The following is a 17,576-nucleotide window of genomic DNA, read 5'->3' as shown; positions in this document are numbered from 1 at the left end:
CTACTCTAGATTTTCCGATAAAGGAGAAAGCCCCCTACTAATCCTAGGATACTGCATAGGTTTAGCTTCACCAACAAGTGAAATTCATATTTCACCACTTGCAAGTCTGCCCTTGGATCCCACGTAATGGGAACCGATTTCGTTAAGAAAGAAAGAGCAGGAACAGGTGCCAACAACTGACCGATAATAATGCCAGTAATCAATCCGATGATTAGAAATATGATCAAGGTAAACGTATTCTTCTTCATTCTAGTCATCCTCCCCAAGTATGTACAAGCCTATTATACGGGGAGAGACTTCATTTTTCCATTGCCAAATTAACAGCTTCGGCCCCCTATGAACAGGTTGGTGATTCTTACCTGCTTACAGTTACAGCCGATCCTAGTAAGATAGTTACCGGAGGTATTTTCAACTATGACTCTTCTCAAAAAATGGACCCTGCTCACACTACTGCTGACGTTTGCCTTTCCTTACCATGCATTCGCTTACAAAATCGTACTCGATGCAGGCCATGGCGGGAGCGATCCTGGCGCAATTGGTGTAGGCGGTCTGCGTGAAACCGATGTCAATCTCGACATCACGATGAAAGTTAAGCAAGCCCTGCTTGAGCGCGGTTATGACGTTGTCATGACACGGACAACCGATACGTTCTGGTCATTAGCCGAACGTGTTGCCTTCACGAATGAACAGAAAGCTGATTTATTCGTTTCGATTCATGCCAACGCGCATGCCAACAGTAATGTCAATGGCTCGATGGTCCTCTACTATGACAACAACTACCCGCAGGAGGATTATCCTGCAAGCTCTACCATGAGCCAGCTTACGCCTTATAGCAAAGATTTGGCTGGGCATGTCCAAGATGCGCTCGTTGCTTCTGCAGGCACCAAAGACCTTGGACTAACACCAAGCGCTGTCTATGTGGCTCGTATGGGCATCATTCCCAGCATCCTTGTGGAGACAGGCTTCCTCACGAACAAAAGTGATGCCGCCTTGCTCAATAGTGACGCTGCACGATCCAAAATCGCGCTTGGCATCGCGAATGGGATTAGCGCTTATGAACCGCCGCTATTTACGGACGTCCTGGTGCATTGGTCCAGACCTGCCGTTCTTCGCATGAAGAACAAAGGGATCATCGAAGGTATCGGCAACAATTATGAGCCGGACCGCGCGTTAACTAGAGCGGAATTCCTTACGCTCATGGATCGTGTCTTTACCTTTAGCAAGCTTCCTACCGTCTGTGAAGCCAAATCAAGCGTGACTTCCAGCGTATATGGCTGCAATGCGGGAACTTCTTATTCAGACCTGCCCGCCTCACATTGGGCAAGCGCCGTGTTTGCTAAAGCTAGCAAATTAAATTTGCTGCAAGGCTATGAAGACGGCACGATTCGTCCAAACCGCGCCATTACACGCGGTGAGGTTGCTGACTTGTTCAACCGCCTGCTGCAGATGACATCGGCAGGGGCACCAGCGGTGTACCAACCTTATTTTGATGATGTACCTAAGTCGTTGTGGAGTGCACTTGCAATTACGAATTTGAAAGAAAAAGGCATTATTAACGGTGTCACCGACACCTCCTTCAAGCCCAATCAAACGATGACCCGCGCTGAAATCGCGGCGTTGCTTGATCGGTATTTCAAGTAAGCATAAGAAGCCGTGCAAGGAACTCCGCGAGTTCCCATGCACGGCTTTCTATCTTAGGCAACGGTAATCCCTTTGAGAAATTCTTTTTGGGCAATAATATACTGCATCATGGCAGACTGCGCTTGCCACATCAGCGATGTAGAAGGTGTTTTCTTATATTCTTCCATCGATTGAACCGCACGATTCATAGCCGTTGTCATTTTCTGCAATGAGGCCCTCACATCATCTCCAGCTCCATCAGCGAGCGTTGTGGATAACGTAATCATCGTTTGATGCGAAGTTCGGATCGCTTGCATAGAAGCATCTGTCAGGGCAGTCGGCTTCGTCTCAGCAAGATGAACGAGCGTTAACCCGCTTATCGAATTTACAAGTTTGTCGCCTTCCGCAATGAAAGTAGGGACCGACTCCGGTTTCGTCCCAGACCAACGAATGCCCGTAACAGCGGGGAAATCCACATTTTTCATGAAGACTTCAATCGTCTTATCGGACTCTTGCACTTTCTGGCGAAGTGCTGTAGCATCGTCTCTCGTCTTCGCAAATCCGACAAATACCGTAAGCTTATCTGATGTATCCATCGCTGCCGCGAGTCCCTTCTTGCCAAGGGAGTCTTGGACGGCTTGCGCCCCCTGCAAGGAACTGAATACACCATTTTGTAAGAATGTATACGACTTTGCTGGGATTTGCACCGCTGTCACTACTGCTGCAGAAGCAGGCAACGCCGCGTTGTTTGTGCCTGTTTGTGTCTTCGTTGAAGACGAGGCTTGTGAATTCGCGGATGATACTGTAATTTTGTTCGGAGCCGCGGTTGCCCCCGCATCTACATTCGTATCGCGATCCGTGGAGAACATGGAGAGCACGAAGAATCCAAAAGCGATACCCGTCACGACCGCTCCTGCCACTGAGGTTGCGATGCGGAACCATGGCGTGCTGGATGATTTGGCAATACGCGGGACGGAATCTATCTCACGGTAAGGGTCTTTGGGCGTCCAATTCGACCATTCATCTGGCTTCTCAATCGGTTGCGCAGGAGGCTGGATCTGAGGCGGTTGCGTGTCAACTTGCTGCTCTCTCACGCTTTGAGAATCGCGAATGATGCGTTCTACGCGCTCACCCTCCGTTTCAAACGATGAGTTCCAATTGCCAAAGTCCGTTGTAAATGTATTCAACGCATGGGATTCAAATAACGATTCCACTTGCTCTCTCTCGGATTGATCAAATGGCGTGATTTCTCTCCCGTTTCGCTCTGTCTTCGAATCTATCACTTTAAACTCTTCTTGATAGAGTGGAATGACATTCTCCTCTTGGTCATGAACCCTCGCCGCTCTGCGACTTGATTCTGTCCCTTCCTTAGGGTCGAATCGATACGTAATTCTAGCTTTTTTCATTCGCTTCCCTCACTCCTTCAACTATGTATACTCGAAACGGGCGCAGTGCCGTATCATCTTGTCCACATCTTACTGTTACTAGAGTATGAGAGAGGGAAGCTGAATATGATTGGAAAATGAAAAAAGACCGCCTCCAGCCAATGGCTCCAGCGATCTTTCCTTTACGTATGTGATTCGTATTTCTTCCGTAACGCTTTGGCTAACCCGTCTGCCGCTTTCCAAATGTCACCTGCACCCATCGTTAACACCAGGTCGCCAGGCTGCACATGGTCCACCAAATACGTTAGCACTTCTTCACGTGAAGCAATATGCTGCACGTTGGCATTACTGTTGCTTCGAATAAGTTCAACTAGCTTTGCAGAATCAACGCCTTCAATGCGTTTCTCACCAGCTGGTGAATAAATATCCGTGATAATGACCTCATCCGCTTCTGCAAAAGAACGGCTAAACTGTTCGAACAAGTAGTAGGTCCGTGTGTACCTTTGTGGCTGAAACACCGCAATGATGCGCTTTTTCGTCGCTTTAGCTGCAGAAATCGTCGCCTGAATTTCCGTTGGATGATGCGCGTAATCGTCGATTACTAGCATGTTTTCAACTTCGCCCAACACTTGAAATCTTCGCTTGGCTCCACGGAATTCTTGAATGGTTTCTGCAATAGCTTCGAACGAGAGCCCTGCTTCCAAGCAAGTAATTAGCGTCGCTAACGCATTATACACATTATGCTTTCCTGGCACAGAAAGACTGACTTGCCCCAAGGAAGCGCCTTTATATTCAACCGTAAATGTCACTTTGCGATCACCTAGGGAGATATTGCGGGCAACGTAGTCTGCCTCATGCTCAATCCCGTACGTAATCACATCGCTCTGAATTTCGGGAATCATCTCACGCAAGAATTCATCGTCTTGACAAACAATGGCTTTCCCGCCAGGACGTACTTGGCTTAGAAATTGTCTGTACGCTTGTTTCAAGTTTTCGAAATCACCATTGTAATTTTCCAAATGGTCCGCTTCGATATTATTGACTAATGCCAGCGTAGGATGATACTGAAGGAAAGTGCCATCACTCTCATCGGCCTCCGCTACAACGAAGTCCCCTTTACCCGCTTTGGCATTACTGCCCACATTCATAATTTCTCCGCCGATAATATATGTTGGGTCGATGCCGCAAAGCTCCATTACTAACGCGATCATGGACGACGTCGTCGTCTTGCCATGCGCGCCGGCAACAGCAATTCCCTTGCGCTCGTTCATCAATCTAGCTAGCATTTGGGAACGATGAATAATCGGAATGTTCTGCTCCTCAGCTGCCTGCATCTCCACATTATCTTTGGCTAATGCTGTTGAATAAACGATCAAATCGGCACCAGAAACGTTCGTCGCCTGATGACCGATAAAAACTTGAGCACCCTTAGCTTTCAGCTTCTCTGTAAGCTCTTGCTGGGCAAGATCTGAGCCTGAGATACGGTATCCCATCTCAAGCATGACTTTGGCAATGGCACTCATGCCGTATCCGCCGATTCCTATAAAATGTACGTGTTGTGCTTGACTCACGCCGTTCTCACCATCCTTTTTCAGAATCGGTTTGATAGGTTATCCAAGAACGAACATCAGAGATTAAATACAGCGTGCCCGATACGACCGCCAAATCATCCTGCTCAGTTCGATTCGTTAATAAGGTTAACGCTTGTTTCCAGTTACGCTCAACCACAATGTCCACTTCGCGATTCAGTTCGCGAAGCAGCCCCTGTGCGAGCTCTGCGAGCATAGAAGCATCGCCTTTTTTATGAAAATTCGCTTCCGTAATGATAAGCGTATCCACCAATGGTAGTATATGCCTTAAGTAGCCTGTATGATTCTTGGTGGCCAGCATTCCGATCATCATATGCAGCTTCTTATAGCTGTACACATGCTGGAGTGCTGAGGCGAGTGTCGCCGCTCCTTCAGGGTTATGTGCCCCATCAATCAGAATACGGGGCTCCTGTGAAATCATTTCTAAGCGGCCAGGCCATTTCGTTCCTTGCAAGCCATTCTGCAAGTCTTCATCGTCGACGATTGTTGCGTAATATTGACGAAGAACTTCAAGTGTCATCACGGCGACTGCCGCATTTTTCAGTTGATGCTCCCCGTTCATCGAGATCGCAAGCTCAGGAATAGGTCGGAACGGTCCATTGAACTGAAACGTTTGACGATCCAACTCACTCCGTACTTCGGAAAGCGTAAATTGGTCGCCCAATGTGTACAGCGTAGCTTTCTTCGCCTTGGCTGTCTGTTCAATTACTTGCCAGACCGATGCGGGTTCTACCGCCGTAATAACGGGCACACCTGCTTTGATGATGCCTGCTTTCTCCGCGGCAACAAGCTCAAGCGTGTCTCCCAGAATGTCCATGTGATCATGACCCACATTCGTAATGACGGTTGCGATTGGATTCACGATATTCGTGCTATCCAGCCTTCCCCCTAGCCCTGTTTCCCATACCACATAATCGGGATATGCGACTTTCCCAAAATACAAGATCGCCAACGCCGTTGAAATCTCGAACATCGTTGGCGGCCCTACTTCCGTAGCCGCGATTTCGTCAACGATCGGTTTCATGTCATTGACAAGTCGAAGCAAATCTTCGTCGCTGATGTCTTCACCGTTCACTTGAATACGGTTCGTATACCGAATGAGGTACGGAGAAGTAAACGTACCTACATCATACCCGCAAGTCTGGAGCACGGAAGCCAAGTAAGCACAGGTGGAACCTTTCCCATTCGTGCCCGCGACATGAATGAACTTCAGCCTGCGCTCGGGGTGCCCCAGCTTCTCCATTAACAGTTCCATCCGTTGGAGGCCCGGCTTCATGCCGAGCTTCTCCATCCGTCCCACGATCCAGTCAATGGCTTCCTGCGCGGTTTGAAAAGCATCCGCACGGTTCAATCTTTCATCCATTGTTCTCATCCTCATTTACTATATGAATCACCTTGTAGACGTACATAGGCAATCGTTTGAATTGTGATCATTATGCTTTTAACTCCGCCAAGCGAGCGATCACTTTGTCCCTCTTGTCCGCATAATCCGCAAGCTTCGCTTTTTCTTCTTCAATGACTTTCGCAGGCGCCTTGGCAACGAAGCCTTCATTACCCAACTTCTTCTCAATCCGTTCAACTTCACCGTGCAAGGATTGCAACTCTTTATCCAAGCGAGCAAGTTCTTGCGCGATATCGATTAAGCCTGCAAGCGGTAAATACAACTCTGCACCCGTTATAATCGCCGTCATCGCTTTGTCTGGCGCTGCCATTGAGGCATCAATTTCCAGCAAGGACGTGTTGCAGAAACGTTTGAGATATTCTTCGTTACGGCTCAGAATGCTTTCAGACTCAGTGCTCGCTGGTTTCACAAGCAATTCAACCTTCTTGCTCATCGGTACATTCACTTCAGCACGGATGTTACGAACGGAGCGAATCGCTTCCATCAGCAACTCCATCTCGCGCACAGCATCCGGCGATTCGAATGCCGCATTCTCCGTCGGCCATGCAGCAAGCGTGATCGTCTCACCAACATGCGGCAAGTGCTGCCAAATTTCCTCCGAAATAAACGGCATGAACGGATGAATCAGACGTTGCGTTTGATCCAATACGTAAGCAAGAACGGATTGCGTTTTCTTTTTCGCAGCAGGATCGGTGCCATACAAACTCAATTTGCTGAACTCGATATACCAGTCACAGAGATCATCCCAAATGAAATTGTACAATAAGCGGCCTGTTTCGCCGAACTCGTAACTGTCAATCAGACGAGTAACGTCGCGTACAGTCTCGTTCAAGCGATGCAAAATCCAACGATCTGCCGTGCCCAACTCACCCGTTAGGTCGATATCCGATGCAGTTACACCTTCCAAATTCATCAAAGCAAATCGGGAAGCATTCCAAATTTTATTGGCAAAATTACGAGCCTGCTCAACCCGCTCCCAACGGAAGCGAAGATCTTGACCTGGCGTTGAGCTCGTTGAAATCATATAGCGCATCGCATCTGCGCCATATTTCTCAATAACTTCTAATGGATCTACACCGTTTCCAAGCGATTTGGACATTTTGCGTCCTTCAGAATCGCGTACAAGGCCATGCATCAGCACGTCCTTGAACGGAATTTGATCCGTAAATTCAAGCGCTGTGAAGATCATCCGAGCTACCCAGAAATAAATAATATCGTAACCAGTTACAAGTACATTCGTTGGATAGAATCGTTTCAAATCTTCAGCATCATTCGGCCAGCCTAAGGTGGAGAACGGCCATAATGCAGAACTGAACCAGGTATCTAATACATCGTTATCTTGGTTCAGGTTCGTACTTTGACAGTGTGAGCAAGTCGTCGCATCCTCACGTGTAACAGTCGTTTGACCGCAATCCGCACAATGCCAAGCTGGGATACGGTGACCCCACCAAAGTTGACGTGAAATACACCAGTCACGAATGTTCTCAATCCAGTTTAAGTACGTTTTCTCAAAACGGTCTGGTACAAAGTTAGCTCCAGCCCCAGACTTTTGTGCCTGAATCGCTTGGTCAGCAAGCGGCTGCATTTTCACGAACCATTGCGTGGATAAATACGGCTCAATAACAGCCCCGCTGCGCTCACTGTGACCTACTTGGTGCACGTGCTCTTCAATTTTGATAAGAACACCTTGCTCCTTCAAATCAGCAACAATTTGCTTGCGGCATTCGAAACGGTCTTGCCCTTGGTAAGGACCTGCATTCGCGTTCATTGTACCCGATTCATCCATAACGAGAATTTGCGGCAGGTTATGACGCTTACCAACTTCGAAATCGTTCGGATCGTGAGCTGGTGTAATTTTCACCGCGCCGCTGCCGAATTCTTTCTCGACATACTCGTCAGCAATGATTGGAATTTCACGATTAACGATTGGCAACAGTAAGGACTTCCCGATTAAATGTTGGTAACGCTCATCCTTCGGATGAACAGCAACCGCTGTATCGCCCAGCATCGTCTCAGGACGTGTTGTCGCAACCACAATTGCGCCTGAACCATCCGTCGTTTCATATTTTAAATGATACAGGGCACCCTGCACCTCTTTGTACTCGACTTCAATATCCGACAGAGCTGTGCGAGCTGCTGGATCCCAGTTAATGATATAGTTGCCGCGATAGATTAAGCCTTTCTCATACAAGCTTACGAATACTTCACGTACCGCTTGTGAGAGGCCTTCATCTAGGGTGAATCGTTCACGCGAGTAATCGAGCGAAAAGCCCATTTTGGCCCACTGTTCACGAATCGTGTTCGCATATAGTTCTTTCCATTCCCACACCTTCTCCAGGAATTTCTCACGGCCTAGATCGTAACGGGTTTGACCTTGCTCGCGAAGTTTCGCTTCTACGCGCGTTTGTGTTGCAATCCCTGCATGGTCAGAGCCTGGCAGCCAGAGGGTGTCAAACCCTTGCATCCGCTTCGTACGGATCAGAATATCTTGCAGCGTGAAATCGAGTGCATGCCCGATATGAAGCATCCCTGTTACGTTCGGAGGAGGGATTACGATTGTATAAGTCTCAGCATCAGGACGGTTTCCTGCTTTGAAGAATTCATTTTGGATCCAGTAATCATACCATTTGCGTTCCGCTTCTTTCGGGTCATACGTTGTAGGCATTTCCGTTTGTAATTTGGTTTCGGTCATACTAAGTACCTCCATACCTGGGTAGATGATATTGTAATTTGCTTTTAAAAAGATCCATAAACACAAAAAAACCTTTCGCCCCAAAAAGGACGAAAGGGTTAGCTTCCGTGGTACCACCTTCATTTCATGTACTTGCCCCAATAGCAAATAACATGACACTTGAAACAGATAACGGCTGCGACCGGATAATGCTACTGCACCTGCCGATCACTCGGTTGCTGCACTCACATTAACTGCTCCAGGGCGACTTCGTTCGGACGTATCCTGAGGAACCTCTCAGCGCTGCAGTTCCACTCTCTGAAGGGCTTTCCGACTACTACTCCCTATCCTAGCAATTCCATATGTTGGTTTGAAAATGATTTACACTATATGATAACTAACATTTGGCACATAGTCAATATGCAAGCATGGAACTTCCACGATTGTCACGGTTATTTCATAGTATTGGATAGAACTTGAAATTGTATACCTTTATGAAAGTCAGATGCGTGTATCGACCGATAGATAAAAAAAGTAAAAAGCCCCCAGCTGCCGTAACAGCCAGAGGCTCTTGCCTATGTATCCGGTATGATGAAGTTACCTCGGTAAATAGATGACCTGCCCCGCGGTTACATCCTGATCGCTTAGCCGGTTCATCAATTGAAGCTCACGCGTTGTTAATGCGTACTTCTTAGCGATGGAATCCAAGGTTTCCTCTTTTTGAACAATACACATTTTAACCTTCTTAAACTCTTGTGATTCGGAACGGCTTTGTAGAAACAATCGTTTCCACTCAACCGCATCTATCCGCGATTCCGCCTCAAGAGCCGCTTGTGCTTCCGCTTCCGCGATCCGCTTATCCGAAAGATACGAGCCTGCCTTAGATAATAGCGATTTGATGCCATATGGGTTAACCTCCACGGCGTCTGCCGCCTTCTTGCCAAAGGCAACTTTGAGCTCTTTTTTCTCCTCCGTCACAACCGTGCTGTCCGCATGAGGCGTGACTTTCAACTCAATTTGTTCGACGTCGATGGCTACTACGCCACCATCTTTCGGCGTTTCAGGCGGAGTAGAAGCAATAGGCCCCGGCGGAATAGGCGTGGGAACCGGTATAGGCGACGGTATTGGCGTAGGCGGTACCTGCGAGATAGGCGGCGCCTCTGGCAACGGCTGCTCAACTGGCAGCTGCGTGGCGTACGGTGGCGGCTGCTCAACTGGCAGCTGGGTAACGTACGGTGGCGGCGCGGGTATAGGTGCAGGTTGCACGGGCTCTGAACGCGGATAGTCCAGCTGATGCACAAACGTTACCTCTTCCTCCTCGCGCCAACTTTCCTGCGGGGAAGAGACCATTTCCACTCCTTGCAGAGACAACACACCTGTCACATTCAAGCTGCGCGCCGATAACAGATCGACATCAAAGTTCTCGATTTCCACCTGAATATCTTCGACACGGTGAATGCGATTCAGCGGCAGCGTAATCTCAACGGGAATAAAATGCTCCAGCGAGCGAGTGCTATCCCCCTCTTCACTGACATAGTTGCCAGTCAACAGCAAATTCCCCTTGAGAATCGCCTGATCATCCAGCGTTAGTACTTGAATGTGCGGAAGCAACTCAACATCACTCAACTCATGAATGGCTGCCAAATTCTCATGCAGATGCACACGTTCATAAATATCGAATCTTAATCCTGGTTGTTGTTCGGACACCGAATGAAACCTCCCTTCCATTAATCTAGAGGATTGATCAACTCCAGATTGTTGGGTGATATACTGGATTGTCTCTAAAAGTATATGGGTACAGGAGTCCAGGCATGACTACATTTTGTGGATTTCTCATTTCTCCGACAACTGATCCAGCAATTTCTTGAAATCTGATGGATACGGCGCATGTACGACAACCTCATCACCTGTGAGTGGATGCGGGAAAAGGAGCCGCTCGCCATGGAGCGCCTGCCGATGAAATCCCCGCGAAGAACCTCCGTATAAGGTATCGCCTACTAGCGGGTGGCCGAGATAACTGAGATGAACTCGAATTTGATGGGTTCGCCCAGTCTCGAGTTCGACTTCAACTAAAGCGGCACTTTTCATTTGCTGAACCACCCGATAGTGGGTCACAGCTTGATCCCCATTCAGCGTCACCCTCCGCTTGCCAGCATGATGCCGATCCCTACCTATTGGCTCATCAATGGTTCCTCTCTTAGCAATGAATCTTCCTTCTGCGATGGCCACATATTGCCGATCAATGCGATTCTCGCGCATCGCTTCATCCAAGAGAACATGTGCCCATTCATTTTTGGCATATAGAACAGCACCTGTTGTATCTTGATCCAGGCGATGAATATGGCGAATACCGCAAGCTTGCCCCGTTGTTTCATAATAGTGTGCAACCGCAGATGCCAGCGTTCCACCTTGCCCTGCTTCCGAAGGGTGAACAGACATCCCCGCCGGCTTGTTCACAACAAGAGTGAACTCATCCTCGAACAGAACGTCTAATGGATAGGCTTCCGGTTTGAAAACCGGCTTTTCCTGCGGAAATATTTTGAGCCGAACCGATTGATCTTCTACTCGAATACATCCCTGTGAAGCTAATCGCAAAAAGTATTTGCGAGGCACAGGCAGACAAACTGCTAGTTGTTCTACAGCGCCTGGTTTCAGCGGTTTCCACTGTTCATTAGGCAAAGGCAATGCAAGCCATTCACCGTGACGCGCCCAATTGATCATCGTCTAGTCCCTTTACGGAAAGAAAGGAAGATTACTAGAAGCACACATAGAAAAGCCAAAACAATTGCCATCAAATCGACAGGGAAATCAAATAAATAATATCGTTTCATATCGGAAGTGAACTCCTTGTTCTTATAGGGATTATGTACACTTTATTTTAACAATTACCAATACCCTTTGCATGCATAAATATGATATTATTAATCTTGTATTGTTTTTTTTCGACATTTTCTATCAATTTATTAATAGAGCAGGAGATGAACAACCTTGGGTAGTTCAATAGCAAATCATTTTCGAAATTATAGTTGGCTGAAGCGAATTTTACTTGTCATAGCCGTTTGTACGTTTTTAAGTTCAAGCTTTTTATTCCTGACCCCGCCAGGAACTTATATACGGGAGTATTTGGCTAAAACCGTTATTACGACACAGCATCGTGATTGGGCTTGGATTTTTGTAGGAGCGCAGCGCAGAGATGAGATGGTTCTCGAGATGCAAAATCTAACGGAGATTAACTCGATTGAGAAGCAAGACTTGAATGCTGTTCAGTTCAATACGTCGCGTCCGATTGAAAGTTTAGTGAAAGTCGAAGATATCTCGGGTCAATTCTGGAAAGGGAAACGGATGTATGTCTATGATCCGCGTACCATCCGCGTCGTCGTTCCTGCTAAGCAAGGTGAAGGGGAACGCATTACATCCATGGTTCAGCGAACAGGCGCTGTGGCTGGTGTCAATGGGGGCGGCTTTAATGATCCTGACGGTCTGGGCAACGGATTCGCCCCAATCGGTGCTATTATGTCCGGCGGCAACATCCTTTATACCGACCAAGAAGGAAGCAATCCGCAGCAAATCGTCGGCTTCACCAAAGAAGGAACCCTCATTATCGGAAAGTATACGATTAATGAATTGTTGAAACTCGGCGTATCCGAAGCCGTTTCCTTCTATCCGCGTGTAATTGCCAACGGCAAACCGCTCATTACGAGCGGCGATGGCGGCTGGGGACGCGCACCGCGTACCGCGGTTGGCCAGAAAGCGGACGGTACTGTTATCTTTATCGTAATTGACGGCCGCCAAACATCCAGTGTCGGGGCCACTTTGAAAGAGGTACAAGATTTATTCTTAGAAGATGATGTCATCAACGCAGGATTCCTAGATGGCGGCGCTTCTTCCGAGATGGTTTATCTCAATGAACTGATTACGAAGCCGTCCAGCCGTTACGGCGAGCGTCGTTTACCTTCTGCTTTTCTAGTGTTCGATCACCCAGAGAAAGTTGATGTGAAGAACATATGGGCGGGGTTGACAACGATTGATCCAGGCGGAGCTGCTACGCACCCTGAATTCCAGAAAGAACAAGCGGAATTGAGAGCACAAGGGAAACTGCCAACACCGACGCCAAAAGCAACGCCGACACCATCTGTGAAGCCAGAAAGCACGAACGAGGCTGGCAAATCAGGCGCATCAGCATCACCTAGCGGCACAGAGTCTGTGAAACCTAATATATCGGATAAACCGAATACCACAACATCACCAACAACAAGTGCAACATCTGGCTCAGGAACAGCCACCACGGCTCCAGGCGGCACGACAAGCACTAAACCAAGTACAACGCCTTCACCTACACCAAGTGCCACACCCAAAGCAACAACCAATGGTGCGACAACTTCAGCAACACCAACACCAAGTGTGAAACCGAATTAATACAAAAAAGCTGTTCTCCGAAACATCGTGAGAGCAGCTTTTTCTATCCTTACAATCGTTTCAAAGCTTCGCGGTGAGCGTCAATCGTTAGATCTATATCCTCATCGGAATGGACCGTAGAAACGAACATGCCTTCAAACTGCGAAGGCGCAACCGAAACACCCAGATCAAGAAGATGTCCGAAATACGCATTGAATCGAGCGAGATCTGATGTTTTCGCCGTTTCATAATTGATGACAGGCGTTTCTGTGAAGAAAGGGCAAACCATTGATCCGACACGGTTAATCGTGCTCGGGATCCCGCATTCTGCGGCATTCGCCGCAAAGCCAGCTTGCAGCTTCGCAGATTTACGCTCCAGCTCCTCATATACATTCGGCTCGCCCAATAAGGTCAGCGTCGCGAAGCCCGCGGCCATCGCCAGCGGATTGCCGGACAAGGTTCCCGCTTGATAGATCGGACCTGCAGGCGCAATTTGCTCCATGATATCTAAGCGACCGCCATAAGCACCAACGGGAAGTCCTCCGCCGATGACTTTTCCCAGACATGTTAAATCAGGTGTCACGCCGTAAAGGCCTTGCGCACAATTTTTGTGAACACGGAAGCCCGTCATAACTTCATCGAAAATAAGCAAGGAACCGTATTGCTTCGTGATGTCGCGAAGGCCTTGCAGGAAGCCTGCCACAGGAGGAACAACCCCCATATTGCCTGCAATTGGTTCCACGATCAACGCGGCGATTTCTTCGCCGAACTTCTCGAAGACGAGCTTCACGGAGTCTAAGTCATTATATGGCACAGTAATCGTATTCGTTGCCACACTGCTCGGTACTCCAGGGCTGTCTGGCAAGCCAAGCGTTGCCACACCAGAACCAGCTTTGATTAACAGAGCATCCGCGTGACCGTGATAACTGCCTTCGAACTTAACGATTTTATCCCGTTTCGTGAATCCGCGAGCTAGACGAAGTGCACTCATCGTCGCTTCTGTTCCTGAGTTGACCATACGGACCATCTCGATTGACGGCACGCGTTCAATCACAAGCTTCGCCATCTCGGTTTCCAGCAACGTAGGGGCTCCAAAGCTTGTTCCTTTGGCTGCTGTTGCCGTAATGGCTTCCAACACCTTCGGGTGCGCATGTCCAACAATCAGCGGTCCCCATGAGCCGACATAGTCAATAAACGTATTACCGTCAATATCGGTGACACGCGAGCCTGAACCGCTTTCCATAAACAATGGCGTAAGTCCAACCGATTTAAATGCACGAACCGGACTGTTCACACCTCCAGGGATGACCCTCTTCGATTCTTGAAAAGCAGCCGCGGACAATTTGTCGAATCTGCTCGAATTTCCCATTTTTTAGCCCCCATTTGCGTGATCTTGTGATAAAATAAAAGGCATATCCTACCTATAACTTCCTATAAAGGCGGTACATACCATGCTTGAACTTCTCAAAAAGGTACCATTATTCGCTCAATTAAACGAAAACCAACTTCAGGCCATTGTCCAAATAAGCACCAAACGCACGTACAAAGCAGGAACCATCCTTTTTTCTGAAAAGGAAACGGGCTCCGTCTTCTATATGGTACTAAGCGGCTCCGTCAAGATCTACACGACGAGTCAGTCTGGCGAAGAGAAGATCTTATCGATCTGCTCCGCCAGCGAAAGCTTCGGGGAGCTTTCACTAATCGATGGCAAGCCCCGCTCTGCTTCAGCCCAAACCTTGGAGGAGTGTGTACTCCTCACCATCACGGGACAAAGCTTTCTGGAGCTGCTGCGCGCGCATTTCGACATGACGCTCGGCATCATGCAAGAGCTTAGCAACCGTCTGCGGGATACGAATCAGCAAGTCTATGATCTAACTTTTCTAGATGCCAAATCACGTGTGATCAAAAGCTTAATCAAAATGGCCAATTCCCACGGCATCCGTAAAGGAACTTTGATTGTGATCAAGCTAGTCCTGAATTACGATGAAATCTCCCAATTGGCTGGCGTTACGAAAACGGTTCTTATGCAAGTCATTCGCGATCTGGAAGAAAAGAAAATCCTTACGATCACGCCATATGATTTCACATTAGATCTGACCAAACTGCGGTAGTTAGCCTGCTGACGTAACACCTGCATCCTGCTTAGAAACCCGCTCAGCAAGCTGCTCAGCGGCTTCTTTGCCTTGCCGGATACAATCTGGCAGCCCAACTCCATGGAAGCCAGCACCTGTCACCAGGACGTTCGGCATCGCGGCTTGCAGCTCCTTACGGAAATGCACCAACTGCTCCAAATGCCCTACAGGATACTGCGGCATCGAATGCATTAACCGGGTCACTTCAGCGAAAATTGGCTCCGCCGCGATACCCAACAGATCTTGGATGTCATGTCGTGCCTTCTGAATTAACTCTTGATCTGACCACGCTGGCCACGATTGCTCTCCTGCTCGCCCGATATAGCAGCGAAGCAATACTTTCCCAGCTGGAGCGGCATGCAGCCACTTCGCAGAAGTAAGTGTACAAGCCGTAATCGTGTATCCCTCCCGTTTGGGCACAAGGAAACCAGATGCATCCAGCTCAAAAGGAATATCTTCACGGTTGAAAGCCATAATCACATTGGCCACAGAAATATAATCAATATTCGCTAGCACGCTCGACGCCGGTAGTTCCGTCAACAGCTTGGCCGCCTGGTAAGTCGGTGTCGTAACAATGACACCCTCTACGATTTCAACATGTCCATCCTCAAAGGTTACTTCTACTTGGTGTCCCTTCGACTTTCTCACAGACACAACACCCTCACCTGGGCGCAGATCGACTGTAGATAACGCCTCGAGTAAACTATTCACCAACGATTGAAGCCCACGCTTAAAGGTAACAAAGACCGAACTGCGAATAGCTGCAGGCAGATGCGCTGTTTCTTCTGCCACTTGCTTGCGACTCGCCATCATCCCCAGAATTAGGCTTCGATGCTTCTGCTCCATCGCTCGGAATTGCGGAAAGGTTGATTTCAAACTCAGTTTGAACGTATCTCCCGCATAGATGCCAGCAAGTAACGGTTCAACAATTCGTTCCAACACTTCTGTCCCTAAACGACGTTGCAAGAAATGGCCCAGAGACTCATCTTCCGTCATCATTCGTTTGGGCTTTAACAAATCCATAGCAGCACGTAATTTGCCCAAGGGAGAAATCAAGCCCGTCTTCATAAATGGTGTCATTTGTGTCGGAATGCCCAGGACTAAGCCTGGAGGCATCGGATGTAATTTTCGCCCGCTCACAATAAACGTCTTCTTGGCTTTTGGATTCGTTCCTGTCAGCTCATGTTCAAGTCCGAGATCGTAGGCGAGATCGATAATCGGACGCTTGCGAGCCAAGAAGGAATCTGGGCCTTTCTCAATAACAAAACCATCGCGTTCAAGGGTATGTATTTTTCCGCCAAAAGCCAGTGATTTCTCAACCACTGAAATTCGAAAAGGGGAATCCCCAGCAGCTTCCAGCCCCTTTTTCAAATAAAAAGCAGCACTTAGCCCCGTGATTCCACCGCCGATAATTAGATAATGCGGTACGCTTGCACTCATTTCGATACCGCAGCCTCTTGCCATTTCTTGTACACAACATCACTTAACGTTTCCATGTAGAGCGGGTCCGTGTTAAGAGACGCCGTACGCTCCAAGTGGACACCTAGCTCTCTCGCCAACGCTTGCGCTTCGATGTCAATATCATAAAGCACCTCGAGATGATCAGAAACAAAACCAATCGGGCATAGCAAAATCTTATCCACGCCTTCTTCTTTAATTGTTCGCATGACGTCCAGAATATCTGGTCCTAACCACGGCATCGCAGTCTGTCCGGCACTTTGCCAGCCAAACTGCCAATTCGTAAGTCCCACACGCTCCGCAAGCGCCTTGGACGTTGCGAGAAGTTGATCCGGATATGGATCTTTCATTTCTAAGATTTTCTCAGGCAAGCTGTGCGCTGTAAAAATAACTCGTACCTGGTCACGTTCTCCTTCAGCAAACTTGCTCAATGCTTTCTCAACACGCACTTGCAAGGCATCCAGAAGTTTCGGATGAAGGTGATACTCCAACACGAAAGACATGTGGAGACCTAATTCTTCCGCCTTCTCTTTCGCACGTTTCACATAACCGCCAACGCTCATCGTTGAGTAGTGGGGCGCCAGCACGATCCCTACGGCCTCTGTAATGCCGTCCTTCACCATGTTCTCAACACCGTCTTCAACATACGGCTGAGCATGCTTCAGTCCTTGATAGCACACGAATTCCACTTCAGGGTGTTCCTCGCGCAGCGTTGCTTCAAGTCCCTTAACTTGTTTGTTCGTATTCTCACGCAGCGGGAAAAATCCGCCGACAATCGCTTCATAACGAGCTGTTAACTCATGTAATTGCTCAGGTGTTGGCGGGTGGCCACGTCTAATATGTGTGTAGTAAGCTTCAACTCCATCCAAACTTTCAGGCGTACCATACGACATTACTAAGACACCGATACGACGTTTCGTCATG

The 17,576-nt window shown here is 48.3% G+C and carries 13 protein-coding genes and 1 other annotated feature; of the genes, 3 read left to right on the top strand and 10 right to left on the bottom strand.

Annotation, left to right across the window (positions count from 1 at the left end):
- Positions 1-5: 5 nt before the first annotated feature.
- Positions 6-248 carry a DUF4321 domain-containing protein gene (locus tag MJB10_RS06985; RefSeq protein ID WP_314802932.1) on the bottom strand — a complete coding sequence of 81 codons (243 nt, stop codon included), beginning with the start codon at positions 246-248 and terminating at the stop codon, positions 6-8.
- A 166-nt stretch (positions 249-414) separates the two neighbouring features.
- On the opposite strand from MJB10_RS06985, the gene MJB10_RS06980 reads away from it, so the two are divergent.
- Complete coding sequence (locus MJB10_RS06980) at positions 415-1,641, top strand: N-acetylmuramoyl-L-alanine amidase (protein WP_314802931.1); 1,227 nt, start codon at positions 415-417, stop codon at positions 1,639-1,641.
- 53 nt (positions 1,642-1,694) lie between these two features.
- On the opposite strand, the gene MJB10_RS06975 is transcribed toward MJB10_RS06980, so the two are convergent.
- The 6 genes from MJB10_RS06975 to MJB10_RS06950 form a co-directional block, all read right to left on the bottom strand.
- Positions 1,695-3,026, bottom strand: coding sequence for an SPOR domain-containing protein (locus MJB10_RS06975; RefSeq protein ID WP_314802930.1), 1,332 nt, complete (start codon positions 3,024-3,026; stop codon positions 1,695-1,697).
- Between the two features lie 161 nt (positions 3,027-3,187).
- Entirely contained in the window at positions 3,188-4,576 is a 1,389-nt protein-coding gene (murC, locus tag MJB10_RS06970; protein ID WP_314802928.1) for a UDP-N-acetylmuramate--L-alanine ligase, read from the bottom strand.
- Positions 4,577-4,583: 7 nt separating this feature from the next.
- Positions 4,584-5,957, bottom strand: a complete 1,374-nt coding sequence (locus MJB10_RS06965; RefSeq protein ID WP_314802927.1) for a bifunctional folylpolyglutamate synthase/dihydrofolate synthase — start codon at positions 5,955-5,957, stop codon at positions 4,584-4,586.
- A gap of 70 nt (positions 5,958-6,027) precedes the next feature.
- A complete protein-coding gene (locus MJB10_RS06960; protein ID WP_314802925.1) occupies positions 6,028-8,688 on the bottom strand; it encodes a valine--tRNA ligase in 2,661 nt (886 codons plus the stop codon).
- 82 nt (positions 8,689-8,770) lie between these two features.
- Positions 8,771-9,027: a binding site (T-box leader), on the bottom strand.
- A 237-nt stretch (positions 9,028-9,264) separates the two neighbouring features.
- Positions 9,265-10,374, bottom strand: coding sequence for a LysM peptidoglycan-binding domain-containing protein (locus MJB10_RS06955; RefSeq protein WP_314802915.1), 1,110 nt, complete (start codon positions 10,372-10,374; stop codon positions 9,265-9,267).
- Between the two features lie 126 nt (positions 10,375-10,500).
- Positions 10,501-11,388, bottom strand: coding sequence for an RluA family pseudouridine synthase (locus tag MJB10_RS06950; protein WP_314802910.1), 888 nt, complete (start codon positions 11,386-11,388; stop codon positions 10,501-10,503).
- 402 nt (positions 11,389-11,790) lie between these two features.
- Here MJB10_RS06950 and MJB10_RS06945 point away from each other — a divergent pair, with 402 nt between their 5' ends.
- Positions 11,791-13,083, top strand: a complete 1,293-nt coding sequence (locus tag MJB10_RS06945) for a phosphodiester glycosidase family protein (protein ID WP_314802907.1) — start codon at positions 11,791-11,793, stop codon at positions 13,081-13,083.
- Positions 13,084-13,132: 49 nt separating this feature from the next.
- Here the strand turns inward: MJB10_RS06945 and hemL are convergent, their stop codons facing one another.
- The gene (hemL, locus tag MJB10_RS06940) at positions 13,133-14,431 is read right to left on the bottom strand and encodes a glutamate-1-semialdehyde 2,1-aminomutase (protein ID WP_314802905.1); all 1,299 of its coding nucleotides are present in this window, start codon (positions 14,429-14,431) and stop codon (positions 13,133-13,135) included.
- Between the two features lie 82 nt (positions 14,432-14,513).
- On the opposite strand from hemL, the gene MJB10_RS06935 reads away from it, so the two are divergent.
- On the top strand, positions 14,514-15,173 hold the full coding sequence (locus tag MJB10_RS06935; RefSeq protein ID WP_314802904.1) for a Crp/Fnr family transcriptional regulator: 660 nt from the start codon (positions 14,514-14,516) through the stop codon (positions 15,171-15,173).
- On the opposite strand, the gene hemG is transcribed toward MJB10_RS06935, so the two are convergent.
- Positions 15,174-16,634, bottom strand: a complete 1,461-nt coding sequence (gene hemG, locus MJB10_RS06930) for a protoporphyrinogen oxidase (RefSeq protein WP_314802901.1) — start codon at positions 16,632-16,634, stop codon at positions 15,174-15,176.
- On the bottom strand, positions 16,631-17,575 hold the full coding sequence (gene hemH, locus MJB10_RS06925) for a ferrochelatase (RefSeq protein WP_314802900.1): 945 nt from the start codon (positions 17,573-17,575) through the stop codon (positions 16,631-16,633). Before hemH ends, hemG begins: the two co-directional genes overlap by 4 nt.
- Between the last annotated feature and the right edge of the window lies 1 nt (position 17,576).

This window comes from Paenibacillus sp. MBLB1832 (assembly GCF_032271945.1).
In the GTDB taxonomy this organism is placed as follows: Bacteria; Bacillota; Bacilli; order Paenibacillales; family NBRC-103111; genus Paenibacillus_E; species Paenibacillus_E roseopurpureus.
The sequence above is the reverse complement of the archived record's forward strand: the minus strand, read 5'-3'. Positions and strand labels throughout refer to the sequence as shown.